This is a genomic window from Candidatus Kryptobacter tengchongensis, assembly GCF_001458555.1.
GTDB lineage: Bacteria > Bacteroidota > Ignavibacteria > Kryptoniales > Kryptoniaceae > Kryptonium > Kryptonium tengchongense.
The window spans coordinates 15,522-37,681 of record NZ_CZVH01000065.1 but is presented as its reverse complement, the minus strand read 5'-3'; the positions used below and the strand labels follow the sequence as shown (position 1 = coordinate 37,681).

General features: G+C 35.6%; 20 protein-coding genes and 1 pseudogene. 12 read left to right on the top strand and 9 right to left on the bottom strand.

Annotated features, from left to right (window positions below; translation table 11 throughout):
* The 7 genes from AT685_RS05780 to AT685_RS05750 form a co-directional block, all read right to left on the bottom strand.
* On the bottom strand, nucleotides 1-258 hold a 258-nt coding region (locus tag AT685_RS05780), incomplete at its 3' end, for a hypothetical protein (RefSeq protein WP_234696259.1).
* A 47-nt stretch (nucleotides 259-305) separates the two neighbouring features.
* Nucleotides 306-2,963, bottom strand: a complete 2,658-nt coding sequence (locus tag AT685_RS05775; RefSeq protein WP_072151906.1) for a valine--tRNA ligase — start codon at nucleotides 2,961-2,963, stop codon at nucleotides 306-308.
* Between the two features lie 31 nt (nucleotides 2,964-2,994).
* Nucleotides 2,995-3,765 carry a TdeIII family type II restriction endonuclease gene (locus AT685_RS05770; protein WP_072151905.1) on the bottom strand — a complete coding sequence of 257 codons (771 nt, stop codon included), beginning with the start codon at nucleotides 3,763-3,765 and terminating at the stop codon, nucleotides 2,995-2,997.
* Nucleotides 3,762-4,985 (bottom strand): DNA methyltransferase, encoded by a 1,224-nt coding sequence (locus tag AT685_RS05765; protein WP_072151908.1) that lies wholly within the window; start codon nucleotides 4,983-4,985, stop codon nucleotides 3,762-3,764. Before AT685_RS05765 ends, AT685_RS05770 begins: the two co-directional genes overlap by 4 nt.
* A gap of 14 nt (nucleotides 4,986-4,999) precedes the next feature.
* Nucleotides 5,000-5,509, bottom strand: coding sequence for a cyclic nucleotide-binding domain-containing protein (locus tag AT685_RS05760; RefSeq protein WP_072150993.1), 510 nt, complete (start codon nucleotides 5,507-5,509; stop codon nucleotides 5,000-5,002).
* A 6-nt stretch (nucleotides 5,510-5,515) separates the two neighbouring features.
* Nucleotides 5,516-6,655, bottom strand: a complete 1,140-nt coding sequence (locus AT685_RS05755) for a potassium channel family protein (RefSeq protein WP_072151904.1) — start codon at nucleotides 6,653-6,655, stop codon at nucleotides 5,516-5,518.
* Between the two features lie 55 nt (nucleotides 6,656-6,710).
* The gene (locus AT685_RS05750) at nucleotides 6,711-7,928 is read right to left on the bottom strand and encodes an FtsX-like permease family protein (protein ID WP_072151903.1); all 1,218 of its coding nucleotides are present in this window, start codon (nucleotides 7,926-7,928) and stop codon (nucleotides 6,711-6,713) included.
* 339 nt (nucleotides 7,929-8,267) lie between these two features.
* Here AT685_RS05750 and AT685_RS05745 point away from each other — a divergent pair, with 339 nt between their 5' ends.
* The 3 genes from AT685_RS05745 to AT685_RS05735 all read left to right on the top strand — a co-directional run bounded on the left by AT685_RS05745 (nucleotide 8,268) and on the right by AT685_RS05735 (nucleotide 10,393).
* Entirely contained in the window at nucleotides 8,268-8,828 is a 561-nt protein-coding gene (locus AT685_RS05745) for a nitrogen regulation protein NR(II) (protein WP_072151902.1), read from the top strand.
* A 10-nt stretch (nucleotides 8,829-8,838) separates the two neighbouring features.
* Nucleotides 8,839-9,894: an ATP-binding response regulator gene (locus AT685_RS05740; protein ID WP_072151901.1), complete on the top strand. Its 1,056-nt coding sequence runs from the start codon at nucleotides 8,839-8,841 to the stop codon at nucleotides 9,892-9,894.
* An 82-nt stretch (nucleotides 9,895-9,976) separates the two neighbouring features.
* Nucleotides 9,977-10,393, top strand: coding sequence for a cobalamin B12-binding domain-containing protein (locus tag AT685_RS05735; protein ID WP_072150364.1), 417 nt, complete (start codon nucleotides 9,977-9,979; stop codon nucleotides 10,391-10,393).
* Here AT685_RS05735 and AT685_RS05730 read toward each other — a convergent pair.
* Both AT685_RS05730 and AT685_RS05725 read right to left on the bottom strand, forming a co-directional pair.
* A complete protein-coding gene (locus AT685_RS05730) occupies nucleotides 10,390-12,687 on the bottom strand; it encodes a DNA polymerase domain-containing protein (RefSeq protein WP_072150365.1) in 2,298 nt (765 codons plus the stop codon). The genes AT685_RS05735 and AT685_RS05730 overlap by 4 nt on opposite strands.
* A gap of 1 nt (nucleotide 12,688) precedes the next feature.
* On the bottom strand, nucleotides 12,689-14,188 hold the full coding sequence (locus AT685_RS05725) for an RsmB/NOP family class I SAM-dependent RNA methyltransferase (protein ID WP_072151900.1): 1,500 nt from the start codon (nucleotides 14,186-14,188) through the stop codon (nucleotides 12,689-12,691).
* A gap of 184 nt (nucleotides 14,189-14,372) precedes the next feature.
* On the opposite strand from AT685_RS05725, the gene sppA reads away from it, so the two are divergent.
* The 9 genes and pseudogenes from sppA to fmt all read left to right on the top strand — a co-directional run bounded on the left by sppA (nucleotide 14,373) and on the right by fmt (nucleotide 22,160).
* On the top strand, nucleotides 14,373-15,290 hold the full coding sequence (sppA, locus tag AT685_RS05720; protein WP_072151899.1) for a signal peptide peptidase SppA: 918 nt from the start codon (nucleotides 14,373-14,375) through the stop codon (nucleotides 15,288-15,290).
* A 15-nt stretch (nucleotides 15,291-15,305) separates the two neighbouring features.
* Nucleotides 15,306-15,647 carry an HU family DNA-binding protein gene (locus AT685_RS05715; RefSeq protein WP_072150368.1) on the top strand — a complete coding sequence of 114 codons (342 nt, stop codon included), beginning with the start codon at nucleotides 15,306-15,308 and terminating at the stop codon, nucleotides 15,645-15,647.
* Between the two features lie 5 nt (nucleotides 15,648-15,652).
* A pseudogene (locus AT685_RS08760) lies at nucleotides 15,653-15,814 on the top strand (zinc-ribbon domain-containing protein); the annotation flags it as partial.
* 33 nt (nucleotides 15,815-15,847) lie between these two features.
* Complete coding sequence (locus tag AT685_RS05705) at nucleotides 15,848-16,501, top strand: tetratricopeptide repeat protein (RefSeq protein WP_143713145.1); 654 nt, start codon at nucleotides 15,848-15,850, stop codon at nucleotides 16,499-16,501.
* A gap of 202 nt (nucleotides 16,502-16,703) precedes the next feature.
* Nucleotides 16,704-17,660: a S1/P1 nuclease gene (locus tag AT685_RS05700; RefSeq protein ID WP_072151897.1), complete on the top strand. Its 957-nt coding sequence runs from the start codon at nucleotides 16,704-16,706 to the stop codon at nucleotides 17,658-17,660.
* Between the two features lie 13 nt (nucleotides 17,661-17,673).
* A complete protein-coding gene (locus AT685_RS05695) occupies nucleotides 17,674-19,062 on the top strand; it encodes a TrpB-like pyridoxal phosphate-dependent enzyme (protein ID WP_072151896.1) in 1,389 nt (462 codons plus the stop codon).
* Nucleotides 19,063-19,095: 33 nt separating this feature from the next.
* The gene (gene gltX / locus AT685_RS05690) at nucleotides 19,096-20,532 is read left to right on the top strand and encodes a glutamate--tRNA ligase (RefSeq protein WP_072150372.1); all 1,437 of its coding nucleotides are present in this window, start codon (nucleotides 19,096-19,098) and stop codon (nucleotides 20,530-20,532) included.
* An 8-nt stretch (nucleotides 20,533-20,540) separates the two neighbouring features.
* On the top strand, nucleotides 20,541-21,146 hold the full coding sequence (def, locus tag AT685_RS05685) for a peptide deformylase (protein WP_081040610.1): 606 nt from the start codon (nucleotides 20,541-20,543) through the stop codon (nucleotides 21,144-21,146).
* Nucleotides 21,147-21,164: 18 nt separating this feature from the next.
* Nucleotides 21,165-22,160: a methionyl-tRNA formyltransferase gene (gene fmt, locus AT685_RS05680; protein ID WP_072151895.1), complete on the top strand. Its 996-nt coding sequence runs from the start codon at nucleotides 21,165-21,167 to the stop codon at nucleotides 22,158-22,160.

The window sequence follows — 22,160 nt, the reverse complement described above, 5'->3', positions numbered from 1 at the left end:
AAGTGTGTGGTCAATCATTCTGGCGATATTGTCATCAATTGGTCCTTGGTCTGTTACCCCAAGCGTTGCGCTTATTCTTTCGGCACCGTTTGAAATTATATTTTCAACAGATTCTTTCTTATGAACTACACAATAGCCACAACCTGCGCAGGGTTCCCTTGGATCACAAACTCCCCCTGGAATCTCAGGGGCAGGATAATTTTTCTTTACTTCAAGTAAAAGCTCTTCAATTATCCTCTCAAGATATTCTCTATCCATTTTGAAAACTTTGTTGAATTTTTTAAAAATTAAAGAATTTCATGAAATTATTCAACAAGATAAGCGTAGTTCTGGCGAAGTTTTTCAAGTGTAAGTTTGAAGTTTTCATACTTTTGCTTCTCCTTTTCAATTACATCAGCAGGGGCACGGCTTATAAAGTTTTGATCGTTGAGTTTCTTTTCGGTTTCAATAAGCATCGTCTCATATCTTCTTATTTCCTTTTCAAGGCGTTTTCTTTCAACTTCAAGATCAATCAAGCCCTCAAGGGGGATAAAAATTTCGTCTCCAAGGACGATAGCGCTTGCGGAAAATTTTGGTCTTTTAATGCCTGAACCCACGGTAACATTTTGAACTTTTGCAAGTCGTTTCATATATGTGATGTAATCATTTATCAAATTCTTTCTTTCATCGTTTGAGATATTTATTATAACATCACAAAGTTTTGTATGTGGAATGTTCATTTCGCCACGAATTGATCTTATGGCGATGATCACATCTTGGACGAATTTCATGTTTTTTGAGATCGCTTCATCAATCCACTTCTCGTCTGCAACGGGGAATGATTCAATCATTATGCTTTCACCTTCTTTTCTCTCCCGAAGATTTTGCCAAATCTCTTCTGTGATGAAAGGCATAAACGGATGCAAGAGTTTCAATGCTGTTTCAAATATGTAAATTGCTCTGCTTAATACGGAAATTTTTTCTTCCTCTGATTCGGGCGAGTAAATCCTTTCCTTTATGATTTCAAGATACCAATCGCAGAAATCATGCCATAGGAAGTCGTAGATTATCCTTGTAGCGTCGTTTATTCTGTAGGTTTCAAGAGCACGGTTTAGTTCATTTATCGTTTTGTTGAGTTCGCTTAGAATCCATCTATCTGCAAGATCAAGGTATTCAAATTTCAATTCATCTCTTATCTCAATTCCTTCAGAATTAATTATTAAAAATCTTCCTGCATTCCAGATTTTATTTGCGAAGTTTCTACCTATTTCACATTTTTTTGTTGAGAAAAGTATGTCTTGACCAAGTGGGGCGAGGAATACAATTGTAAATCTAAGTGCATCTGCTCCGTATTCTTTTATCACATCCAGAGGGTCTGGGGAATTACCAAGAGATTTTGACATCTTTCTTCCAAATTCATCACGAATTATGCTCGTGAAGTAAACTTCTTTAAATGGGATTTCACCCATAAATTCAAGTCCAGCCATTATCATCCTTGCAACCCAGAAAAATATTATATCAGGTCCTGTGACAAGTAGATCCGTTGGATAGAAATATCTCAAATCGGGATTATCCTCGGGCCAGTTCAATGTTGAAAATGGCCAAAGCCAGGAGCTAAACCAGGTATCAAGGACATCTTCATCTTGTCTTATCTTGGTGCTTTCGCATTTTTTACATTTTTTAGGTTCTTCTCTCTCAACCATAATTTCACCGCAATCATCGCAGTAATAAACAGGGATTCTATGACCCCACCAAATCTGTCTTGATATACACCAATCTCGCACATTTCTCATCCAATGTTCATAAACTTTTATCCATCTCTCAGGGTAAAATTTAATTTTTCCATCAAGCACAACCTGTAGAGCCTTTTCAGCCAGCGGTTTCATTTTGACAAACCACTGGTCCGATAAATATGGTTCAATGATGGTATCACACCGGTAGCATCTTCCAACAGCGTGGGTGTAATCTTCAACTTTTACAAGATATCCTTGTTTTTCAAGGTCTTTTACAACTTCTCGTCTTGCTTCATATCTATCAAGCCCGCGATATTTTTCTGGGACATTTTCATTCATTCTTGCGTATGTATCCATCGCAACAACTAAAGCAAGGTCATGTTTCGTTGCCATTAGATAATCATTGGGGTCATGAGCTGGTGTGACTTTTACTGCTCCGGTTCCAAATTCCATATCAACGATTTCATCGGCAATTACGGGGAGTTTTCTACCTACAAGTGGTAGGATAGCATATTTGCCGATAAGATGTTTGTATCTTTCATCTTTCGGATTTACGGCAACCGCGGTATCGCCAAGCATTGTTTCAGGTCTCGTGGTTGCAACAACTATGAAATCGTTTGAATTTTCAATTGGATATTTTATATACCAAAGTTTCCCGACTTGCTCTTTATATTCAACTTCGTCATCAGCGAGAGCTGTATGACATCTTGGACACCAGTTAACTATGTATTTCCCCCTGTAAATTAAACCTTTTTCATAAAGTCTGATGAAGACTTCTTTAACAGCATTTGAAAGTCCCTCATCCATTGTAAATCTTTCTCTTTTCCAGTCGCATGATACACCAAGTTTTTTCAGTTGTTTTATTATTGTGTTTCCGTATTCTTCTTTCCATTTCCATACCCTTTCTAAAAATTTTTCTCTTCCGAGGTCCTCTCTTCGCAATCCTTCTTTCGCGAGGGCTTTTTCAACAACATTTTGAGTTGCTATCCCAGCGTGGTCAGTTCCAGGTATCCAGCAAGCTTCAAATCCTTGCATCCTTTTCCATCTGATGTAAATATCTTGAATTGTATTATTTAAAACATGTCCAAGAGTTAACATTCCAGTTATATTTGGTGGAGGCATTACAATTGTATAAGGTTTTTTCTCAGGGTTAACTTTTGCGTAAAAATATCCGTTTTTCATCCAGTATTCATACCATTTGTCCTCAACCTCATGTGGGTTATATGCTTTAGCAAGTTCACGCTTTGACATATTTGGATTTTTTCGTGTTTTATTTTTAATACTATTTCAATCCCTTAAACTTTTCGTCAATTTCATCCCTTAGAATTTCTCCGGCTTCCTGGAATACATCAAGCAAATCGTTATATATGTTGCTACCCGCGATGAAATTCCAAAATTCTTCTCCAACCAATACCTCTCCATTTTCTAAATCATATAAACCTTTTAATGTCCATCTTTCATAAGGTTGCGGATGATATGGGTTATAAGGTATTGCTAATCTTGTAGAGACATTAGCATTTTTATCCTGACTTAACCTTAAGGCAGTCCATCTGAGAAGCTTGAGTTTTAGTGATACAAACTCTTTTATGTTTGGTTTGGCGCTGGTAATATCAAAATAATTTTCCTCATCTCTAATTTTCACAAACAAATCCACTGTGGAATCTGGATCCTCTTTAGGTTGCCCTTTCTTTATATTTTTTCTGATTTTTTCTGTCTGACTTTTCTTATTTGCGGGTATTTCTCCTTTTCTTAATCTATAGTGAATTTCATTTATGATTTTTTCGGTTTTTCTATCTATCTCACCGAGCAATTTGTATTGCCTTTCTGCATGGTAACCAGCACCTTTAGCTAAAATAACAGCAACTTGTTCCCATATAGAGATGCCAAAAGTTGTGTTCATTGATTGGATAAACGAAAACATGGCATACCTATCTTTCCCGAGTAATCTATAATGAAAAGGCATATGCTCTGTTTCTGGTTTGTATTCATAGAGTTTTCGCCTAACCACATCAAGTAAAAGATTTTTTATTTCTTCCTTTGTCCCGATTTTCATTTTTTCCTGAAATAAAATATAGATTCAAAAAATTCAGCATTGTCCCTTTCGGTGCGCATAAGAACTGGTCTATGGAATACTTCTGCAAGCTCAAGATCAGACTTTAGCCCAATTTCGGGAAACAGTTGGAATTTATCATTAGCCACTATAAATATGGGGGCGCCTTTTTCAAGATTTTGTGATATGTTTTTAAACACACTGATCATGCTTTCCACATATTCTTTTCTTGCTTGCTCGCTTTGTCCTTTAAATGCAGGTCCTATCTCAAGATCGTCATACCTCGGGAAGTTAAAAAGCTCATAAGCATATCTATGTTGCTCATGGTAATCAATAAGTCCGACATATGGAGGTGAAGTGAAAACCCCATCTATTTTTATTTCTTCAGGCAATTTTACATACCTTGCGTCACCTTGAATTATTTTAATGAAAGCATCAGTTCTTATCTTATCAAATTCTTTAAGCCTTTTTATAGTATCATAGCTATACTTTTTTATAAACTTAAACGCCTCATTTATTGGTTCGCAATATCTTTTATGTTTTATGCACCAATATCTTTCTCTAACAGGTTCTTTTGGTCGAGCCAAATCATAATGAGGCACTAATCTCGCAGACCTTGCAGATCTTGATAGGATAATCATAAGCACATCTTGATTCTTATAATCCTTTATAATAGACTTGTAAAATAGTATTTCTTGAAGAGCCCTTTCTGAGAACCACATTTTTAAATACTCGTTATCCGTTTCAAATCTCGGGAAAGCGGTCTTAAAAAGTGTTTGATCGTCTTTCTGTAACTCAAGCGAAAACCTTTGTAGTCTTTTTAAGGCATCTTTTATCTCATGTTCTACCTCTTCTAAATTATACTTCCTCGTTTTAACCTGTTGTATCAGAACATTGAAGTAAGATCGCTCTATCCCCACTGAATTTATTCCAAGAACATTTGCTTCAATAAGGGTTGTACCCGAACCAGAAAACGGATCTAAGACAGTTTGTCCGGGTTTGAAAAATTTTTTAAGAAAAACTTCCACAAGTTGAGGGATGAATTTGCCAAGATAAGGATGTAAACGATGAACATGTTTTGTTCTTTCTTTTTCTCTTACACCTATAAATGTCAAATCGTTTCCAAGAAGTTCTATGTTTTTTTGAGCGTTGATTTTCATCGCTATTTTGTCGGGGTCAAGTCCGTATTTCTTCGCATCTAATTTATTTTTAAATTCAAGCATAATTTTTTTCACTTTTATTTGCTCAAAATCAGAGTTAATGCGGTTGTTAATTTTAAAATGTCATTGTTTGCTTTTCTCAATCTCTCCGCAAGGACATTTGCAATGTTTTTGTATAGGATATAACCTATTTCACTATTTGACTCAGCAAGTTTTATAAATTCGCTTTTGTAAATAATTCCAAATTTACAATGTTTGACTGCTACCACTGTCGCGGTCCTTTCAGCTTTATCATTGAATAAAACCATCTCACCGAAAAATGGAAATGTAGCAGAGGTAAGTCTTGTAAGCGACTTTTCCTTTTGTCCAAGCTCATAGCCAGGGAGCTTAAGGACAAGTGATTTTGATACCTCAACCTCCCCCTCAAGCAAAATGTAAATCTCTTCTCCACTTTCACCTTCCTTTATCACAACCGTTCCCTCATCAAATTCTCTGATGCGAATTATTTGTTTTAAAAGTTCAAAGTGTTCTTCCTTGAGTCCGTTAAAAAGCGGTATTTTCTTTAGTGTTTCTTTTTCAATTTCCATTCTTGTTTATTCAGTTATATTGCCGAGCACAACCGCATCGTCTTTTTCACTGATAATATAATCAAGCGGTGGATTTAGATTCAATTTGATGTAAGATGATTTTATACTTAGTCCAGCCTCTTTGAGTTTTTTCTCAATAAATGCATCAATCTCCGTGTAATCATGTGATAGGATGTTTTCAAGCGTTATCCCTTCCTCATCTGAGATAAACCCGAGTAAAAGATAATTTTTCTCCGTTTTGAGATAATTGAAAAGCTCAAGATAATTTTTCCCGATGAACCTCGGTGGAATCTTCATACGAAATATCCTTATGGTTGAATCTTCATTGAATAACAAAGATAAAATTTGGACAACCCCAGGTGAAACAATTTGATCTGCAATTAGCGATGGGAGATATTCATTGCTTATAATTATTTCATCTGCGTTCGCTCTCTTGAGGTTGCCAGCGTTGTCTCTGTCAATTATATGAGCATAAACTTTCGCTTTTGGATTTAACGATTTTATGTTGAGCGTGGCTATTAGTGTTTTTTCATCCGATGGAAGGGGTGAAAGTGTCTCATCAGGCAGTATTACAACTTCTTTCGCCTGTTTTATGTTGGCTTTTTCAAGAATTGATTCACGTGTAAAATCGCCACGAACGAAGTTTATTTCAATGTTTCTATATGTGTTCTTCAATTGTTCAACTTTTTCAGGCGGTAAGTTGTTGATAAGCACAATTTGAATTTTTCTTTTTTTCCCGAGATTGTCAAGGGCTTTTATCATCCTTTCGGTATCTTTATTCCATCCACAAATCACAATATGTCCCAAGGCATTCACTTTTTCAAGTCCCTCTCTTTCTTTTATTTTCTTTGTGACAAAAATTGATGATATTGTTGCGGTAAACATTGAAACCAAAATAACCCCTGAAAACATCACAACAAATCCAATGAGCTTTCCAAGTGCTGTCGCTGGAACTTTATCACCATATCCAACCGTGGTCATTGTAACAATTGCCCACCATAAACCATCAAAAATTGAGGAAAACTGCTCATTTTTTGATCTCTCAATAAGATAAATTATTGATGAAGTGAAAAACAATGTCAAAGTTATCAAAAATAAAATCCTGAATAGCTCATGTCTCCAAATTATTTTCAGCGTTTGCTTCAAAGCCTTGAAGAGTTTTTTATCAAAAATTAATCAGTTTTAGGGAAAGTTTCAAATTTTACGCAAATCTTATTGCTTCAACTGGTTGAATTCGTGAGGCTATCATTGAAGGTATAAGCGTCGCAAAAAAGCAAAGAATAAGTGAAGCAATGGATACAATTGTGAAAGTTTCAAATTGAAGTAAAATAGGCACAGAATTCATAAAATAAATATCTTCAGGGAGAGATAAAGGTTTATATTTCAATTGAATTGAACATAAAATATACGCCAGAATATTACCAAGCGTTGTCCCAACAATTCCAATAAACATACCCTGATAAACGAAAATTTTCATTATACCTTTTGAATTCACCCCCATTGACTTTAAAATACCTATTTCTTTCATTTTTTCAAGAACCATCATCAGAAGAGTCCCAATTATATTGAAAACCGCAACAATTATTATCAACCCAAGGACAATTGGAACGGGTTTCTTTTGAAGTTCAAGCCAAGCGAAAAGATTTCTATACATTTGATACATTGTCCTTGCGTAGTATGGATAACCAAGATTATCTTGAATTGAAATGGCTGTTTCGTTAATAAAATCAACATTTTTAACCATCACATCAAAACCGCTGACCTTATTCCCAAGGTCAAACAAATACTGCGCATGTTTAAGTAAAACATAAACGAAAATATCGTCATATTCAGCCATCCCTGTTTCATAAATTCCAGAAACTTTAAATTGTTCAATTCTTGGAGCGGAAAAATAAGGATTGTCGGGGTCAATTGCAAGAATTATAACCTTATCACCTAATTCAACTCCGAGCTTATTAGCAAGTTTTTTCCCAATTATTATTTTCGGTATGCCGTCGCTTTCGTTAAAATTATATTCACCCTCAATTATGCTTCTTTTTATTATTGAAAAATCATATTCAGGTAAAATCCCCTTTAAATAAACCCCTTCAATTCCATATTTTGATCTTATCATTGCTTCTCTACCTGCGAAAGGAGAAACTGCGTTGACATTTGGGATCATCTTTATCTTTTCAAAACTTTGCCAGTCGTCCTTATCAAAATATCTCACATCAAATTTTGAAACTTGGATGTGGGATGTGAAACCTATTACTTTTTCTTTCAGTTCTCTTTCAAAACCGTTTGAAATTGAAATTGCAATTATCAAAGCAGATGTCCCAAGCATTACCCCGACAATTGAAATCAAAGTGATTAGTGAAATAAAGCCCGTTATCCGTGTTGATTTGATATATCTTTTTGTAATGAAAAGTTCAAAAGACATCTTATAGTTTTGAAGTTTAGTTTCAACCTTGTCAGATTTTTTAAATCTCTATGTTTTCTTTTTTAAAATTTAACCCCTAACTTTTTCAATTCCAAAGCCCAAAAAGATTGAATGTTAAGTTAAATTTTCTTAATTTTCCTTTAGTTTTAATGCTTTTGGAGTTGAGGAAGTTCTCAATTTCACTTGACCTTGACGAAAAAATAATTTACATTAACAGTAGATCCTTGAATTGATATGTTGCAAAAAATTAAAGAGCATGATAGGAAGATTGACAAGGAAATAAGTTTTAGGGTTGAAATTCCGCTCGTTAGTTCTAAAAATCAAACGGAGGTTTAAGAGATGAAAAAAATATGGCGTGAGTTTGTAGAAGGGTTTATATTGAAACATCCCGCGCTTTTTTCAGCCGTTATAATTTACCTTTATTACCTTTTCACGACACTTGATCTTTTTAAAAGGATAAAAGAGGGGATAGTATCGGTTTCCGATATATTCACTCATTTTGATTCGCTGTTATGGATATGGGGATTATCTTATTTATTTGTGAATCTTGTTAATTTGCAGGAGCAGAGACACAGAGAGGAAAAAATGAGGATGGAACAGATTAAACAGTATGAAACTCAAATTGCAAGGTTAAAAGCAGTGAAGGATTTTACCTTCTCTTTGAGGGATTTGATTTACAATCCGCTGACCATAATAATGAGCGCTTCTGCGAGGATAGAGAGAAGATTTCCATATGATAATGAGACATTGAGAGATGTTAAGGCAATAGAACAGGGATGCAGGAGAATAGAGAATCTTCTGATGGAAGTTAAAGAGTTTGAGGAGAAACTTGTCATCGGGGAAGAAACGGCGGGAGTGGGAACGGCACAGGAACAAACCGTTTCTTCCCAAACAAAATAAAATTTTAAAAATGGCAATCCTTATAGTTGATGATGAAAAGGAACTAAGAGAAACACTTAAAAATGCACTTGAAAGTGAGGGGTATGATGTCATAACAGCAGATAATGGACTTGCGGGGTTAACCCTTGCTCAGGAGAAAAAACCAGAGCTTATACTTCTTGATATAAGCATGCCCGTTATGGATGGATTCACTGCTCTTTTCAAACTTAAGCAAAATCCCATCACAAGAGAAATTCCTGTTATAATTCTAACTGGGCAATATGTTGACGAGGAAAATCTTGAGCGTGGCTTTAACCTCGGTGCTGTTGAATATCTTTATAAGCCAATAAGGTTCACGGAACTTGTCGCTCGTGTAAAATCTGTTTTAAGAATGCGTTCGCTTGAAAATGAAGCGAAAAAAGTTCAATTGATGACGGAAAAATTCTTTATAAGTGAAGTGAAAGAGCTCTTTTCATCTATAAGGGGAATTATTGAAATGATATTGGAAGGTGAAGAAATCGGGGAGGAGATGAAAAATATCCTGCGTGAGAACTATAATAGAATGAGAAAATGGTTTGAGCTTTCGGGATATTTTATACGGCTTAACGATATTTCAGCTGGGGTTGAGGAGATTGAGATCAAAGTTTTTGATATTAACTTATTGCTTAAGAAAGTTGCAGAGCAAATAAGGGAAAAATTTTCTGGTGTGAATTTTGAGTTTAGTTTTGGGAGGGATTCGCTCGTAAAGGGAAACGAGAACTGGATTGAGATAGGGTTTTTAACTTTTTTTGAGGCGATAGCGGAGGCAATGTCATTTAATGGAAAAATCCATATCTCTCAAGTTACAAGGGCGGGGAGTGATGGTAAATTTGTTTTTGTAGGAATTCGTGATGAAGCAAAAAAGTTGACAATTGAATCTGCCAAAACTTTGTTTAGCCCATACCTTTTTTCTGAATATAAACCCAGTTATAATCTTTTTGCCTTGAAAATTTTTCAGAGGATTATTGAATTGAACGGTGGTCATATCATTGTTGAGCCTTCTGAACAAGTTGGAAATAAATTTGTAATTCGTTTTCATTCAGCATGATTAAATTTTCAAGGTTTGAAAAAATCAAGCTTGTTTTTTAAATTGTTATTGCAAGCTGAAAAACAAAACCACCGAAGAGAAAATGGAGAGAAAGATAAGAGTATTGATTGCAAAAGCAGGGCTTGATGGTCACGATAGAGGGGCTAAGGTTGTAGCAGCTGCGTTGAGAGATGCTGGAATGGAGGTTATTTATACAGGATTGAGGCAAACACCTGAGATGATAGTCTCGGCTGCGATTCAGGAAGATGTTGATGTTATCGGCATTAGTATTTTGAGCGGGGCGCATATGACGATTTTTCCTAAAATAATAAAATTGATGAAGGAGAAGGGTCTTGATGATGTCCTTTTAATTGGTGGGGGGATAATACCAGATGAAGATATACCAAAGCTCAAAGAGATGGGTGTTGCTGAAATTTTTACACCTGGGACTCTGACAACAGAGATCGTTAATTTTATTAAAGAATGGTTTGAAAAAAACAAGAAGCAAAAAGTCGCTTAATCAAAATCAATTTCCCTTGAAATTTTTCTGGTCACTATCTGCACATCGTCAAAATTTAGCCCATCCTTTAATGAAAAAATTTTTTTAAAATCCTCTGGTTTGAAGAAGACTTCAAATCTTCTTGTGTAATCATTCAATTTAAAGAGGTAATATTGAACATTTTCATCTCTTCTTAATGGATTCCAATCATCAACAAGTTTACAATTTTCAAATGACCGAACATCGGGACTTGAGCCAGTGATGTAATAAGTTATCTTATCCCCCTGTCTGTAATTTCGCCCACTTGCAATGGCAAGCTCGTAAGCTGCACTTCTATTCCTTTTCCCAAGTCTAACGAGTTCTTGGTATCTATCAAGTCGTTCCCGCAATGTTTCTGTTTTCGCAAGCTCATAAATATCAATTTTTCTTTCGGCGATTGATTTAAAGAGGGATTTATAAAGTTCATGGATTTTTTCAATTTCATTGTTAAGTAAAAATTTGACACATTCACTTATATACTTTCTTGCAAATGGTTCCATTCCCCTTGAGATAAGTGAAGCACCCTTAATTTCTATGTTTCCGTTCTTGTCAAGCAGGGCATAATTTTTCTTTTTATAACTTAGCATTTTTTTGTAAATACCGTTGAAGGCAAGGTTTATTCCTTCAGGTAAGGTTGAAGCGATATCTTTGACAAATTCTTTAACTTTTTCTTCATCTGTGCTAAATTCCTCAGGCGGGATAAAGTAAATCCCATCCGTATCTGCTTCTATAACCTTCCCACCTCTATTTGTTATTTCAAGTATAAGTTTTTTCAAAATTTTCTGCCCAGTTGTGGTTACTTTATCGGCGCTTTCGTAATCATTGAAAATAGCTCTGCTATATCCAAGATAGCCGTAAAATGAATTAATTAAAATTTTAAATGCGGATTGTACCGCGTCATATTTTGATTTTTCTTCAGGTGTCGTTGCGTTTTTCATCTTGTGCTTTGCCTCAAGGCGCATCTTTGTCAAACTTTCAAGCATTTGAAGGAAAATCCCAAGTTCATCTTTTTGTGGGGCAATTTTAAACTTTATCATGATTGATGGATAAAGCGATTCAATATCCGCATGGGCTACATTTTCAAATACCCCAGTATAAAATATATCCGTGTAACCACCTGTGGTTTGAAATCCCGTATCAGGCTTGGGGATTGAATGTCGTCTCTTCAAATAAGCCCTAACAAGTAATGATTCAATTTTTGATGAGGAGCCAGATTTTATTACTTGCCAAAAAGAAAATGGCAACATCTGAGTAAGGTAAAAATATGGGGGTGTGAGAAGTTCAGAAAGTTTTCTTGTTTCGTGCGCATCTTGAAGAGCGTATTTTACTAAACTATCTGGGTCATTATCCCAATACCACGCAATTTTTTCTCCAGGGATGTAAATTCTATCTTCGGATGTAATGCCAAAATACTTTGAAACATATTTGAGTGAATAACTTTCAAACTCACGCTTTACAAAATCATACAATTGAACAAGGATAAGTGTATCAATTATATGTCTTCCATAAATTTCAATTCCTGTAAAAACCGTTTCACGGTCATAGGTCGTTGTTGTTATTTTGGGTTTGCTTCCATCTCTTCCGATTGAAAGATCAACTTCATTTAATTCCGCTCTTTTTATGAGATAAGGCAAGTCAAAGTTCAAAATGTTATGCCCCTCAATGATGTCAGGGTCTTTCTTGCGTATTATCTCTACAAGTTCAATTAACATCTGTCTTTCTGATTTTTTGCGACCGTCAATTATATATTCCCATCCTCTGTTATCAGTTAATGAAATGAGAATGATTCTATCTTCAATTCTTTCTGGATTACTGAATCTATGCTTTGAGTATGTCTCAATGTCAAGTTGAATCCGATACACATCATTAAATTCCATCCCTTTGAAAAGGGTGATTCCAGTTTGAAGCAAAAATTGATGAACTGGGTCGGGACGAAGGTAAATTATATCCGTATCTATATATGATTCAACCTTTATCATATGTTTATTGCTGTAATTTCGCAAAATGTATCTTATCGCATTCCACATATCGGTTAAATCTTCAAAGGCACAGGCGTATTGATAGAAGTTGTTACCGGCAAGTTTTTTAAGCCAAAATTTTTTGTTAAACCCCTCAATATAAGATTTATCGCTTAAGAAAAAGAATGGATAAAATTTTCTTATTTCCTCTCTTACGGTGTCTTTTTCCCTTATGTAAATTCGGACGGTTGATTCATCAAACTGTTGAACCGCAACTATGTTTTTCTCTTGGTTATGTCCATAAATTAACTCATCCATTTCACATCACCTCAACCTCCACGGTTCGTCTTCCTTTTGGAATTTGACTTTTCAATCCTTCCTTTGTCACGAGCCCGCAACCGAGCGTTATTCCGTCAAAATTTACGGCTGTATATGTGCCAGGTCTAAAGTTCAAATCTGGGTTTTTGACAACCCCGCCATTTATGAAGATGCGTGCTTGATTTTCGTTTTGAAGTTCAATTATATTTTTAACAACGAATGGTGATAAAATTTGAAGCGCACTTGTTGAAATTTTCCACTGCGCTTTTTTAACTGATTTTGCAAGTTTCAGCCCAACTCTCTGAATTATGCTTGACATAAGGTGATGCTTGAAATTTTTATCTATGCCTGAAAAATCAAGTGTTAGGAATTTTTTCCATCCAGGTGAGCAAAACCATATCTCATCATTCTTGAAATAATATACAAATTTACTCCATATATTTTCGTCAATTCCGAATTCATCAGTTAAGAATTTAAGCGCTTCTTTTAAATCTTTATCATCGGCGGTTAAAAAACGCATTTTTTCGTGAGATACTCTATTACCTATATCGGAAAATTCAGGGGATTTAGAAAAAGTTGAATCGGTTTTCCTTAACCTTGCTATGAAGAAACCTTCCGTATTTGATTTAAACGGATAAATTCTAACAGCTTTTTTTAGTCTTTCATCAAGCGGAAGCCCATCATAAAAAGTTATTCCTTCATCAAAATCAACCGTCTTATAATTTATTTCCTCAATTTCAAGGGGGAATTTTTTTAAAACTGAATCTATCATCAGCTCATTCTCTTCAACGGTTAAAGTGCAGGTTGAATAAACTATAACTCCGTCAGGTTTTACGGATTTGATTGCGCTTGTAAGAAGCTGATATTGCTTGTTGCTCAATCGTTTAACTTCATCAATGTTCCACCAGGTTAAAACTTCATTTGCCTTTGATATTATTCCAAGGGCTGAACATGGGGCATCCACGAGGGCACGATCAAAAACTTCAGGAAGAAGATTCCCAAATCTATTCCCATCAATTGAGGTTATGGCAGTGTTCAAGATTCCGAGTCGTTCTATCTGATGAGCGACAACTTTCAATCTCTCAAAGGAGATATCATTTGCGATAATTATCCCTGTGTTTTTCATAAGTTGCGCTATATGTGTCGTTTTTGAACCCGGAGCTGAGGCGATATCAAGTACGAATTCATCTGGCTCTGGCTCAAGAGCAAGAGAAGGAAGCATTGAGGATAGACTTTGCATGTAGAAAAAACCAGCAAAATGCTCAAGTGTTTTTGAAATAGGGAAAGGCTCTTCAACTACAATGAATGAATCTGGAATGAAAGCAATTTCACGAAGTTTAAAGCCTTTGCTTTCAAGGCGTTCTTTTAATTTTGAGGAAGATATTTTAAGCGTGTTAGTTCTAATTGTAAGCGGTATATTAAGTTTATACATCTTTAACACGAGTCTTGCCGATTCGGGGTCAAGTATTTTGGTTAGGTAATTAAAAATTTTTTCTGACATAGATTCGTTAATGCAAGTTGAGAAAACTTTGTTTTTAAGAAAATATACAAGTTTTGTATATCTCACGCAAAATAATCTACCTAAATTTGCCCTTCGGTCTCTTGTTTCGGTTGAAATTTTTTAATTGATTTTTAATTAAATTTTTTGTAAAATTTATCAAGATTAAAATAAATATCGTCTGAACATGAGCAAAGAAGCGAGATGGTTTCTCGGAATAATTGGAATTATATTGGCACTATCAGTTTTATTTGTGTCACTTGGTTTTTTTACACTTGTGAGTTCACTAAAACCTGTTTCTGAAGATGAGGAAACTGATACTGGCAAGGATAAGGTTGCTTTGATTGAATTGAAGGGAGTTATATTGAGCTCGGAAGATATAGTCAAACAAATTAAAAAATATGTGAAAAGTTCAAGGGTTAAAGCGATCGTTTTCTATGTTGATTCTCCAGGCGGTGGTGTTTCTGCAAGCGAGGAAATATATCAGGAGTTGAAAAAGGCAAGAGAGAAAAAACCTGTGGTTGTTTCAATGGGTTCTGTTGCAGCAAGCGGGGGTTATTATGTTTCCCTTGGTGGAAGCAAAATCGTTGCAAACCCGGGGACTATAACTGGGAGTATAGGCGTGATTGCACAGTTCCCAAACCTGCGAAAATTGCTTGATAAAATTGGAGTTGAATTTGAGATTATAAAAAGTGGAAAATTTAAAGATTCGGGGAATCCATATCGCGGGTTAACAGATGAAGAAAAAAGATATTTTCAGGGTGTGATAAACGATGTATATGAACAATTTGTGAATCATGTCGCTGATGAGAGGAGGATGAAAAAGGAAGATGTTTTAAAAATCGCTGATGGAAGAATCTTTACAGGAAGACAAGCGTTTGAAATAGGGCTTGTTGATACACTTGGAACACTTGAGGATGCTATAAAAATCGCTGCTAATATGGCTGGGATAAAAGGTGAGCCAAAAATTGTCAAAGAGAAGAAAAAAACTGGACTTATGGATATTCTCTTGGAGTCAAAAACTCTTGAAAATATTGAGGAGATAAAAAGTTTGCTTCTAAACCAACCTATTTTGCAATATAGAAGTGAATTTATTTTAAAATAAAATTAGGATTAGAAATTGACAAAAACAGAACTTGTCCGAATTCTGGCGGAACAAATTGGCTTAACAGTTGAAGAGGTTGAGAGGGTAATTGATGGAGCTATCGCAATAATCATGGATTCACTTAAAAAAGGTGATTATGTTCAAATAAGAGGATTCGGGACATTCAGAGTTGTTAAAAGGAAGGCGAGAATTGCACGAAATCCGAAGAAAGGCGAGATAGTTCCACTTGATGATAGGTATGTTCCCGATTTTAAACCAACAAGAGAATTTAAACAGATGGTCATTGAAAGTTTGCGTGACAAAATCCTTGAGGAGAAGGGTATCAAGAACCAGGGTGAAGGTGAAAGTTTAAACTAAACTCTATATTTAACTATGGCAGAAAAAAATGTCAAGTTTGTGGCACAATTTTACCAGAGGAGGCAAAGTTTTGCTTCAAATGTGGAGCAAGGCTGAGCGAAGAACAGGCAAAAGTTATCATCTGTGAAATTTGCGGTTTTGAAAATCAGCCTGAGTATAAATTTTGTGTTAGTTGCGGTTCTAAATTGAGCGGAGAGATTGTGTCAACCGAAGTGAAAAGAAGCGTGGAAATTGATTATAAGATAACTGAACCTGAAGCAGTTAAGAAGGAAAAACCAGAAGCGAAGGTAAAGCCGAGGAAAAAAGGCGGATTTATAAAATTGTCCTTTTACCAAGTTTTTTATTTTGGAATTGTGGTTGTTTTTGTTGGATTGATTGCTTATGGGATAATCCGTAAGGAAAAAACAAAGCCAGATGTTCATCAACATCCTGAAGTTAATACGGAAATCATGGCTGAAATAGAAAAATTGCGTCAAAGGGTGAATTCAAATCCCGATGATATGACTTCAACTTTAAGGTTGGCTAATCTTTTGCACGATGTTCATATATTTGATCAGGCAGTTGAATATTACCGAAGGTATCTTGAGAAAAATGAAACTGATCCTGATGCGAGGGTTGATATGGGAATTTGTCTTTTTGAATTAGGGCGTGTTGATGAAGCAATCAAAGAAATGGAAAAAGCCCTGAGTTATTCTCCAAATCATCAACTTGCTTTGTATAATCTTGGGATTGTTAATTTAGCATCTGGAAATATTGAGAGAGCAAAAGATTATTTTAAACGTTGTATAGATGTTAATCCATCTGCTGATGTAGCGCAAAAGGCGAAGCGTATGTTGGAACAGCACAAATTTTAAAACAAAAACTTAATTTGGAGGTGAAATAATTATGCCAAATCTCAGGAAGAAAAGAAAAAAGAAAATGAACAAACATAAGTGGAAAAAGAGAAGAAGAAAGATGAGGCACAAAAAGAAAATTAGATAATTAATGATTGGGGTTGCCCATCTTGGGCAACCTTTTTAACATTTATCCGTTATTGCAAACTAAAAAAATTACAAAATGCGAAAATATAAAAACCTTCACTTTATTGTTTATTTTATCTCCGTCATTTTAATTTTCTTTGTCCTCAAATTTCAAAATGCGCAATCTTGGGGATTTGATGCTCATAAGAAGATAACTGAACTCGCCATTGATTTGATTTTAAGTATTGATGAATTTAATGGAATTGACCAATCAAAGTTAAACTCGCTAAAGAAATTTCTTTCTGAAAACAGAAGTATAATAATTGAAAGATGTATTGAGCCAGATATGATAAGAAATGAGGATAAGGAGGAACAATTTAATCATTTCATTGACATTGACAGGTATGGTAAATATCCATTTGATGAACTGCCAAGAGATAAGCAGAAGGCAATAGAGAAGTTTGGTTTTGAGACGGTGCAGAAAAACGGTTTGCTTCCGTGGAGGATAAGTGATTTTACGGACAGTTTGGCTTATTCAATTTACAAATGGGAGAGGGATAAAATGTTAAAGTATCTTTCATGGCTTGCTCATTATGTGGAAGATGCACATCAGCCCCTTCATGTAACTGAAAATTACGATGGTCAGCTAACAGGTCAGCCTGGGATTCATTCAAGATTTGAAACCGAACTTGTCCGATATATGATGCAAAACGATGAGTTAAAATTTGATATAAAGAAAATTAAAGAAAATTTGAAGGAAAGTTCAATCATAAAAGACAGAGTCAAATTTGCATTTGACATTGTTCTTGAAAGTTATAGATTTCTTGAGGAGATTTTAAGTGCTGATAATTATGCGAAAAGTCAAATTCCACCTGAGAAGCTTTATAGGGTTGAGAAGAGAAACGGTAGGACGAGATATATTTATTCAGATGAGTATTATTCAATTATGTCAAAAAAATTGGGTGAAGTTGTCCACGGCAGGATGACCTTGGCTTCTGTTAGGCTTGCCACTTTATGGTTGACAGCGATGGCTGAATCATTAAAATATAAATAAAATTCAATGTGAAATGAGAAAAAAGCGAGTAGGCTTGCAAAGTAATCGTATTTATTTGAGTGAGCGCGATATTCCAAAGCGGTGGTATAATATACTTCACGATATGCCTGAAAAGCCAAAGCCACCACTTAATCCCAAAACAGCTGAACCTATCTCAATTGATGAGCTTGCAGTTATCTTTGCCAAGGGTTTGATTGAACAGGAGCTAAGCGAAAAACAGTGGATAGATATACCTGAGGAGGTTTTGAAAGTTTACCTGTTGTGGAGGCCAACACCTGTTGTGAGAGCAAGGTTTCTTGAGGAAGCGCTTGAGACACCGGCAAGAATTTATTATAAATATGAGGGCGTAAGCCCATCTGGTAGCCATAAGCCGAACACAGCGGTTGCGCAGGCATATTATAACAAGATTGAAGGTGTTGAGCAATTGACAACTGAAACAGGAGCAGGGCAGTGGGGAAGCGCATTAGCTTTCGCATGTAGCTACTTTGGTTTAAAATGTAAAGTTTTCATGGTTCGCGCAAGCTATGAACAGAAACCGTATAGAAAGGTTCTCATGCAGATGTGGGGGGCGGATGTCGTTCCAAGCCCAAGTAAGGAAACACAAGTTGGGAGGAAAATCCTTGAATCAACCCCAGATTCCCCTGGAAGTTTGGGAATAGCTATAAGTGAGGCAATTGAAGTTGCTATCTCCGATGATAAAACGAAGTATTCGCTTGGAAGTGTTTTAAACCATGTCCTTCTCCATCAAACGATCATCGGTCTTGAGGCAAAAAAACAACTTGACAAGGTTGAAGAATATCCAACCATAGTTATAGGTTGTGTCGGTGGGGGTTCAAATTTTGCAGGGCTTGCTTTTCCATTTTTGCTTGATAAATTTTATGAAAAAAGAAAATCACTTCGTTTAATAGCGGTTGAGCCAGCGGCATGTCCAACTCTAACTAAAGGAATTTACAGTTATGATTATGGAGATACGAGTAAATTAACACCCCTTCTTCCAATGTATACGCTTGGTCATGATTTCATCCCACCAAGGATTCATGCTGGTGGTTTAAGGTATCATGGAATGAGCCCGATTATAAGTAAGTTATATGCTGATGGATTTGTTGAAGCGAGGGCTTATACTCAAAATGAAATCTTTGATGCGGCTATGAAGTTTTTCCAGACTGAGGGAATAGTTCCAGCGCCAGAATCAGCACATGCGATAAGAGCAGTTATAGACGAGGCTATAAGGGCAAGGAAAGAGAAAAAAGAAGAAGTTATACTTTTCAATTTATCTGGTCATGGATTTTTTGATATGAGTGCTTATAATGATTATATTTTAGGCGTTCTTGAAGATGTGGTTTTGACTGACGAGGATGTTAATGAGCTAACGCGAAAACTTTCCTCATATCCTAAGCCTTGATTTAAAAAATAAAAATTAACTCGTTATTGCAAATTGAAAACAAAAACAAGATTTGCCCCAAGTCCAACAGGACACCTACACATAGGAGGAGCAAGAACTGCAATTTTTAATTGGCTTTATTCCCGAAAAAATAAAGGTTATTTTTACTTAAGAATAGAAGACACGGATAAAGAACGCTCAAGTGAGGAGATGGTGCAATCTATCATTGACGGATTGAAATGGCTTGGGATAGATTGGGATGATGAAATTTATTTTCAATCACATCACATAAATGAGCATATATCTGCGTGTTATGAACTTGTGAAAAGAGGTTATGCTTATTTTTGTTACTGCACTGAAGAAGAACTTGAAGCGAAAAGAAAGGAAGCGGAAGAAAATAGGGTACCGTATAAATATGACAGAAAATGCCTCTATTTGAGTGAACAAGAGAAGTTAAAATATGAAAGGGAAGGGCGAAGTAGAACGATAAGGTTCAAGGTGCCCGAAGGTGAAACTGTTTTTTGGGATGTTGTTCATGGTGAAATAAGGTTTAAAAATTCAGAAATTGATGATTTTATAATTTTAAGATCTGATAACACGCCAGTCTATAATATGGCTGTTGTTGTTGATGATCATAATATGGAAATCACGCACGTAATCCGAGGTGACGATCATATCTCAAATACTCCAAAGCAAATTTTAATCTATCAGGCGCTTGGATGGGATATACCTGTTTTTGCTCATGTTCCGTTGATACTCGGACCTGATAAAAAAAGGTTGAGCAAAAGACATGGCGCGACCGCTGTTATAGAATATAGAGATAAGGGTTTCCTTCCAGATGCAATGTTCAATTATCTTTGTTTGCTCGGTTGGTCACCGGGAGATAACAGAGAGATAATGAGCCTTAATGAGTTAATAGAGGCTTTTGACATAACGAAAATTCAAAGGAAAAGCGCTATTTTTGATCAGGCGAAACTTGAGTGGATGAATAGTGAATATATACGAAAGAAAGAAAATATAGAACTTTTGAAATTCGTAAAACCGTTTGTGGAAAGATATGGTTACAAATTTGATGATGAAACATATCTTTTAAAAGTTATATCTTTGATGAAAGACAGAGTCAAAACTATTGAAGATTTCATTACTTTTGGAAGATATTTCTTTGAAGACCCAAGTAATTACGACAGTGAAGGAATTGAAAAATACTGGAAGTTTAATACCGATGAGCTTTTAATTGAATTTACCGAGAGATTAACGAAGATTGATGATTTTACTGCATCCATTTTAGAGAGGGAATTACGAAGTTTTGCAAATGAAAAGGGTATAAAAGCTTCCGAGTTAATACACCCGATAAGATTAGCAATTACAGGTATGAGGGTAAGTCCTGGGCTTTTTGATGTGATGGAAACACTTGGAAAAGAAACAACAATAAGAAGGATTAAAACTGCTCTTGAAAGAATTCCTGTTAAACGAGCCACTCATGAAAGTTAAAAAAATCAATGGAGGCAGTGATGATTTTACCGATATATCTTTACGGTGATCCGATTTTTAAAAAGCCAGCTCAAAAAGTTAAGCAGATTGACGATAGATTTATTGAAACATTAAAGGATATGTTTGAAACAATGGAAGTGGCAGATGGTATTGGACTTGCAGCAACTCAAGTTGGGATTCCTTATTCTTTTGCTGTGATTGATGTTTCGGTTTATGAAGAATATAAAGATTTTAAGAGGATGGTGATAATAAATCCAGAAATAGTTTATTCAAGTGGAGAAGATGTTATGGAAGAAGGTTGTTTGAGTATCCCGGGAATAAGAGCGGAGATAATAAGACCTGCAAAGGTTGTTTTGAGATATCATGATATTGATTTTAAGGTAAATGAAATTGAGTGCGAGGGATTGCTTGCAAGAGTTGTTCAGCATGAGGTTGATCATTTATATGGTAAATTTTTCATTGATTATTTATCCCCTGTTCGTTTAAAAGCTCTCAAGCCAAAATTAACGAAGATTAAAAGAGGTGAAATCAAAGCTCATTATCCGGTTATTGTGCCCGGAACAAAGAAAATCGTTGTTCCAGAAGCTCAATCTGAAAAAGGCACTTTAATTTAAAATTTATGTATCGGTTTAATGAAAATTGTTTTCATGGGAACTCCAGAGTTTGCGATACCATCACTTGAAATACTATTGAAGAATAATTACAAAATCCCGTTAGTTGTAACAGCACCTGATGAGCCCAAAGGTAGAGGTTATAAGCTAACTCCCCCACCTGTAAAGATATTTGCGATAGAAAATGGGCTTAGAGTTATTCAGCCAGAGAATTTGAAAGATGAAAGGTTCATTGAAGAGATAAAAAATGTATCTCCCGATTTAATTGTAGTTGTAGCTTTCCGTATATTGCCACGAGAAGTTTTCACAATTCCACCGCTTGGCACTGTAAATGTCCACGCCTCGCTTCTGCCACGATATCGGGGTGCTGCACCGATAAATTGGGCGATAATTAACGGTGAGACAGAAACTGGGGTTACAACTTTTTTCATAAATGAAAAAGTTGACACTGGAGATGTAATTTTACAAAAGAAAATTCCAATAGATCCGGATGAAACAGCGGGGGATCTTTATGATAAACTTGCAAAACTTGGAGCAGAGGTATTGCTTGAGACAGTAAAATTAATAGAAAAGGGTTCGGTTCAAACATTCCCACAGGATAACTCGCTTGCTACACCCGCTCCAAAAATTACAAAAGAGATGTGTCAGATAAACTGGTTTAAAAAAAGCGCCTTGCAGGTTCATAACTTTGTTCGCGGTCTTTCACCAAATCCCGGTGCTTTTACATTTCTAAACGAAAAACTTGTGAAAATTTACAGAACTAAAATACCAGAGTCATTTGAATTTGAAACTATAGAAGCCGAACCAGGGCAAATTTTTACAACGAAGAAAAGAGATAAGTTGTATGTTATATGTTCGGATTTAAATCCTGTTCAGGTAATTGAAATTCAAGTTGAGGGAAGGAAAAAACTAAATGCTGAGGAATTTCTAAAAGGTTCCAAGGTTGAAACGGGAGAAAAATTTAAGGTTTTAAGTGAGGACGAACTTAAAGCGTATTTAAAAAATAAACGCTTCTAA

Bases quoted from the DNA above. Each gene is read 5' to 3' on its own strand.
- AT685_RS05775 (WP_072151906.1), bottom strand. From the start codon at position 2,963: ATGTCAAAGCGTGAACTTGCTAAAGCATATAACCCACATGAGGTTGAG.
- AT685_RS05770 (WP_072151905.1), bottom strand. From the start codon at position 3,765: ATGAAAATCGGGACAAAGGAAGAAATAAAAAATCTTTTACTTGATGTG.
- AT685_RS05765 (WP_072151908.1), bottom strand. From the start codon at position 4,985: ATGCTTGAATTTAAAAATAAATTAGATGCGAAGAAATACGGACTTGAC.
- AT685_RS05760 (WP_072150993.1), bottom strand. From the start codon at position 5,509: ATGGAAATTGAAAAAGAAACACTAAAGAAAATACCGCTTTTTAACGGA.
- AT685_RS05750 (WP_072151903.1), bottom strand. From the start codon at position 7,928: ATGTCTTTTGAACTTTTCATTACAAAAAGATATATCAAATCAACACGG.
- AT685_RS05745 (WP_072151902.1), top strand. From the start codon at position 8,268: ATGAAAAAAATATGGCGTGAGTTTGTAGAAGGGTTTATATTGAAACAT.
- AT685_RS05740 (WP_072151901.1), top strand. From the start codon at position 8,839: ATGGCAATCCTTATAGTTGATGATGAAAAGGAACTAAGAGAAACACTT.
- AT685_RS05735 (WP_072150364.1), top strand. From the start codon at position 9,977: ATGGAGAGAAAGATAAGAGTATTGATTGCAAAAGCAGGGCTTGATGGT.
- AT685_RS05730 (WP_072150365.1), bottom strand. From the start codon at position 12,687: ATGGATGAGTTAATTTATGGACATAACCAAGAGAAAAACATAGTTGCG.
- AT685_RS05725 (WP_072151900.1), bottom strand. From the start codon at position 14,188: ATGTCAGAAAAAATTTTTAATTACCTAACCAAAATACTTGACCCCGAA.
- sppA (WP_072151899.1), top strand. From the start codon at position 14,373: ATGAGCAAAGAAGCGAGATGGTTTCTCGGAATAATTGGAATTATATTG.
- AT685_RS05700 (WP_072151897.1), top strand. From the start codon at position 16,704: ATGCGAAAATATAAAAACCTTCACTTTATTGTTTATTTTATCTCCGTC.
- AT685_RS05695 (WP_072151896.1), top strand. From the start codon at position 17,674: ATGAGAAAAAAGCGAGTAGGCTTGCAAAGTAATCGTATTTATTTGAGT.
- def (WP_081040610.1), top strand. From the start codon at position 20,541: ATGGAGGCAGTGATGATTTTACCGATATATCTTTACGGTGATCCGATT.
- fmt (WP_072151895.1), top strand. From the start codon at position 21,165: ATGAAAATTGTTTTCATGGGAACTCCAGAGTTTGCGATACCATCACTT.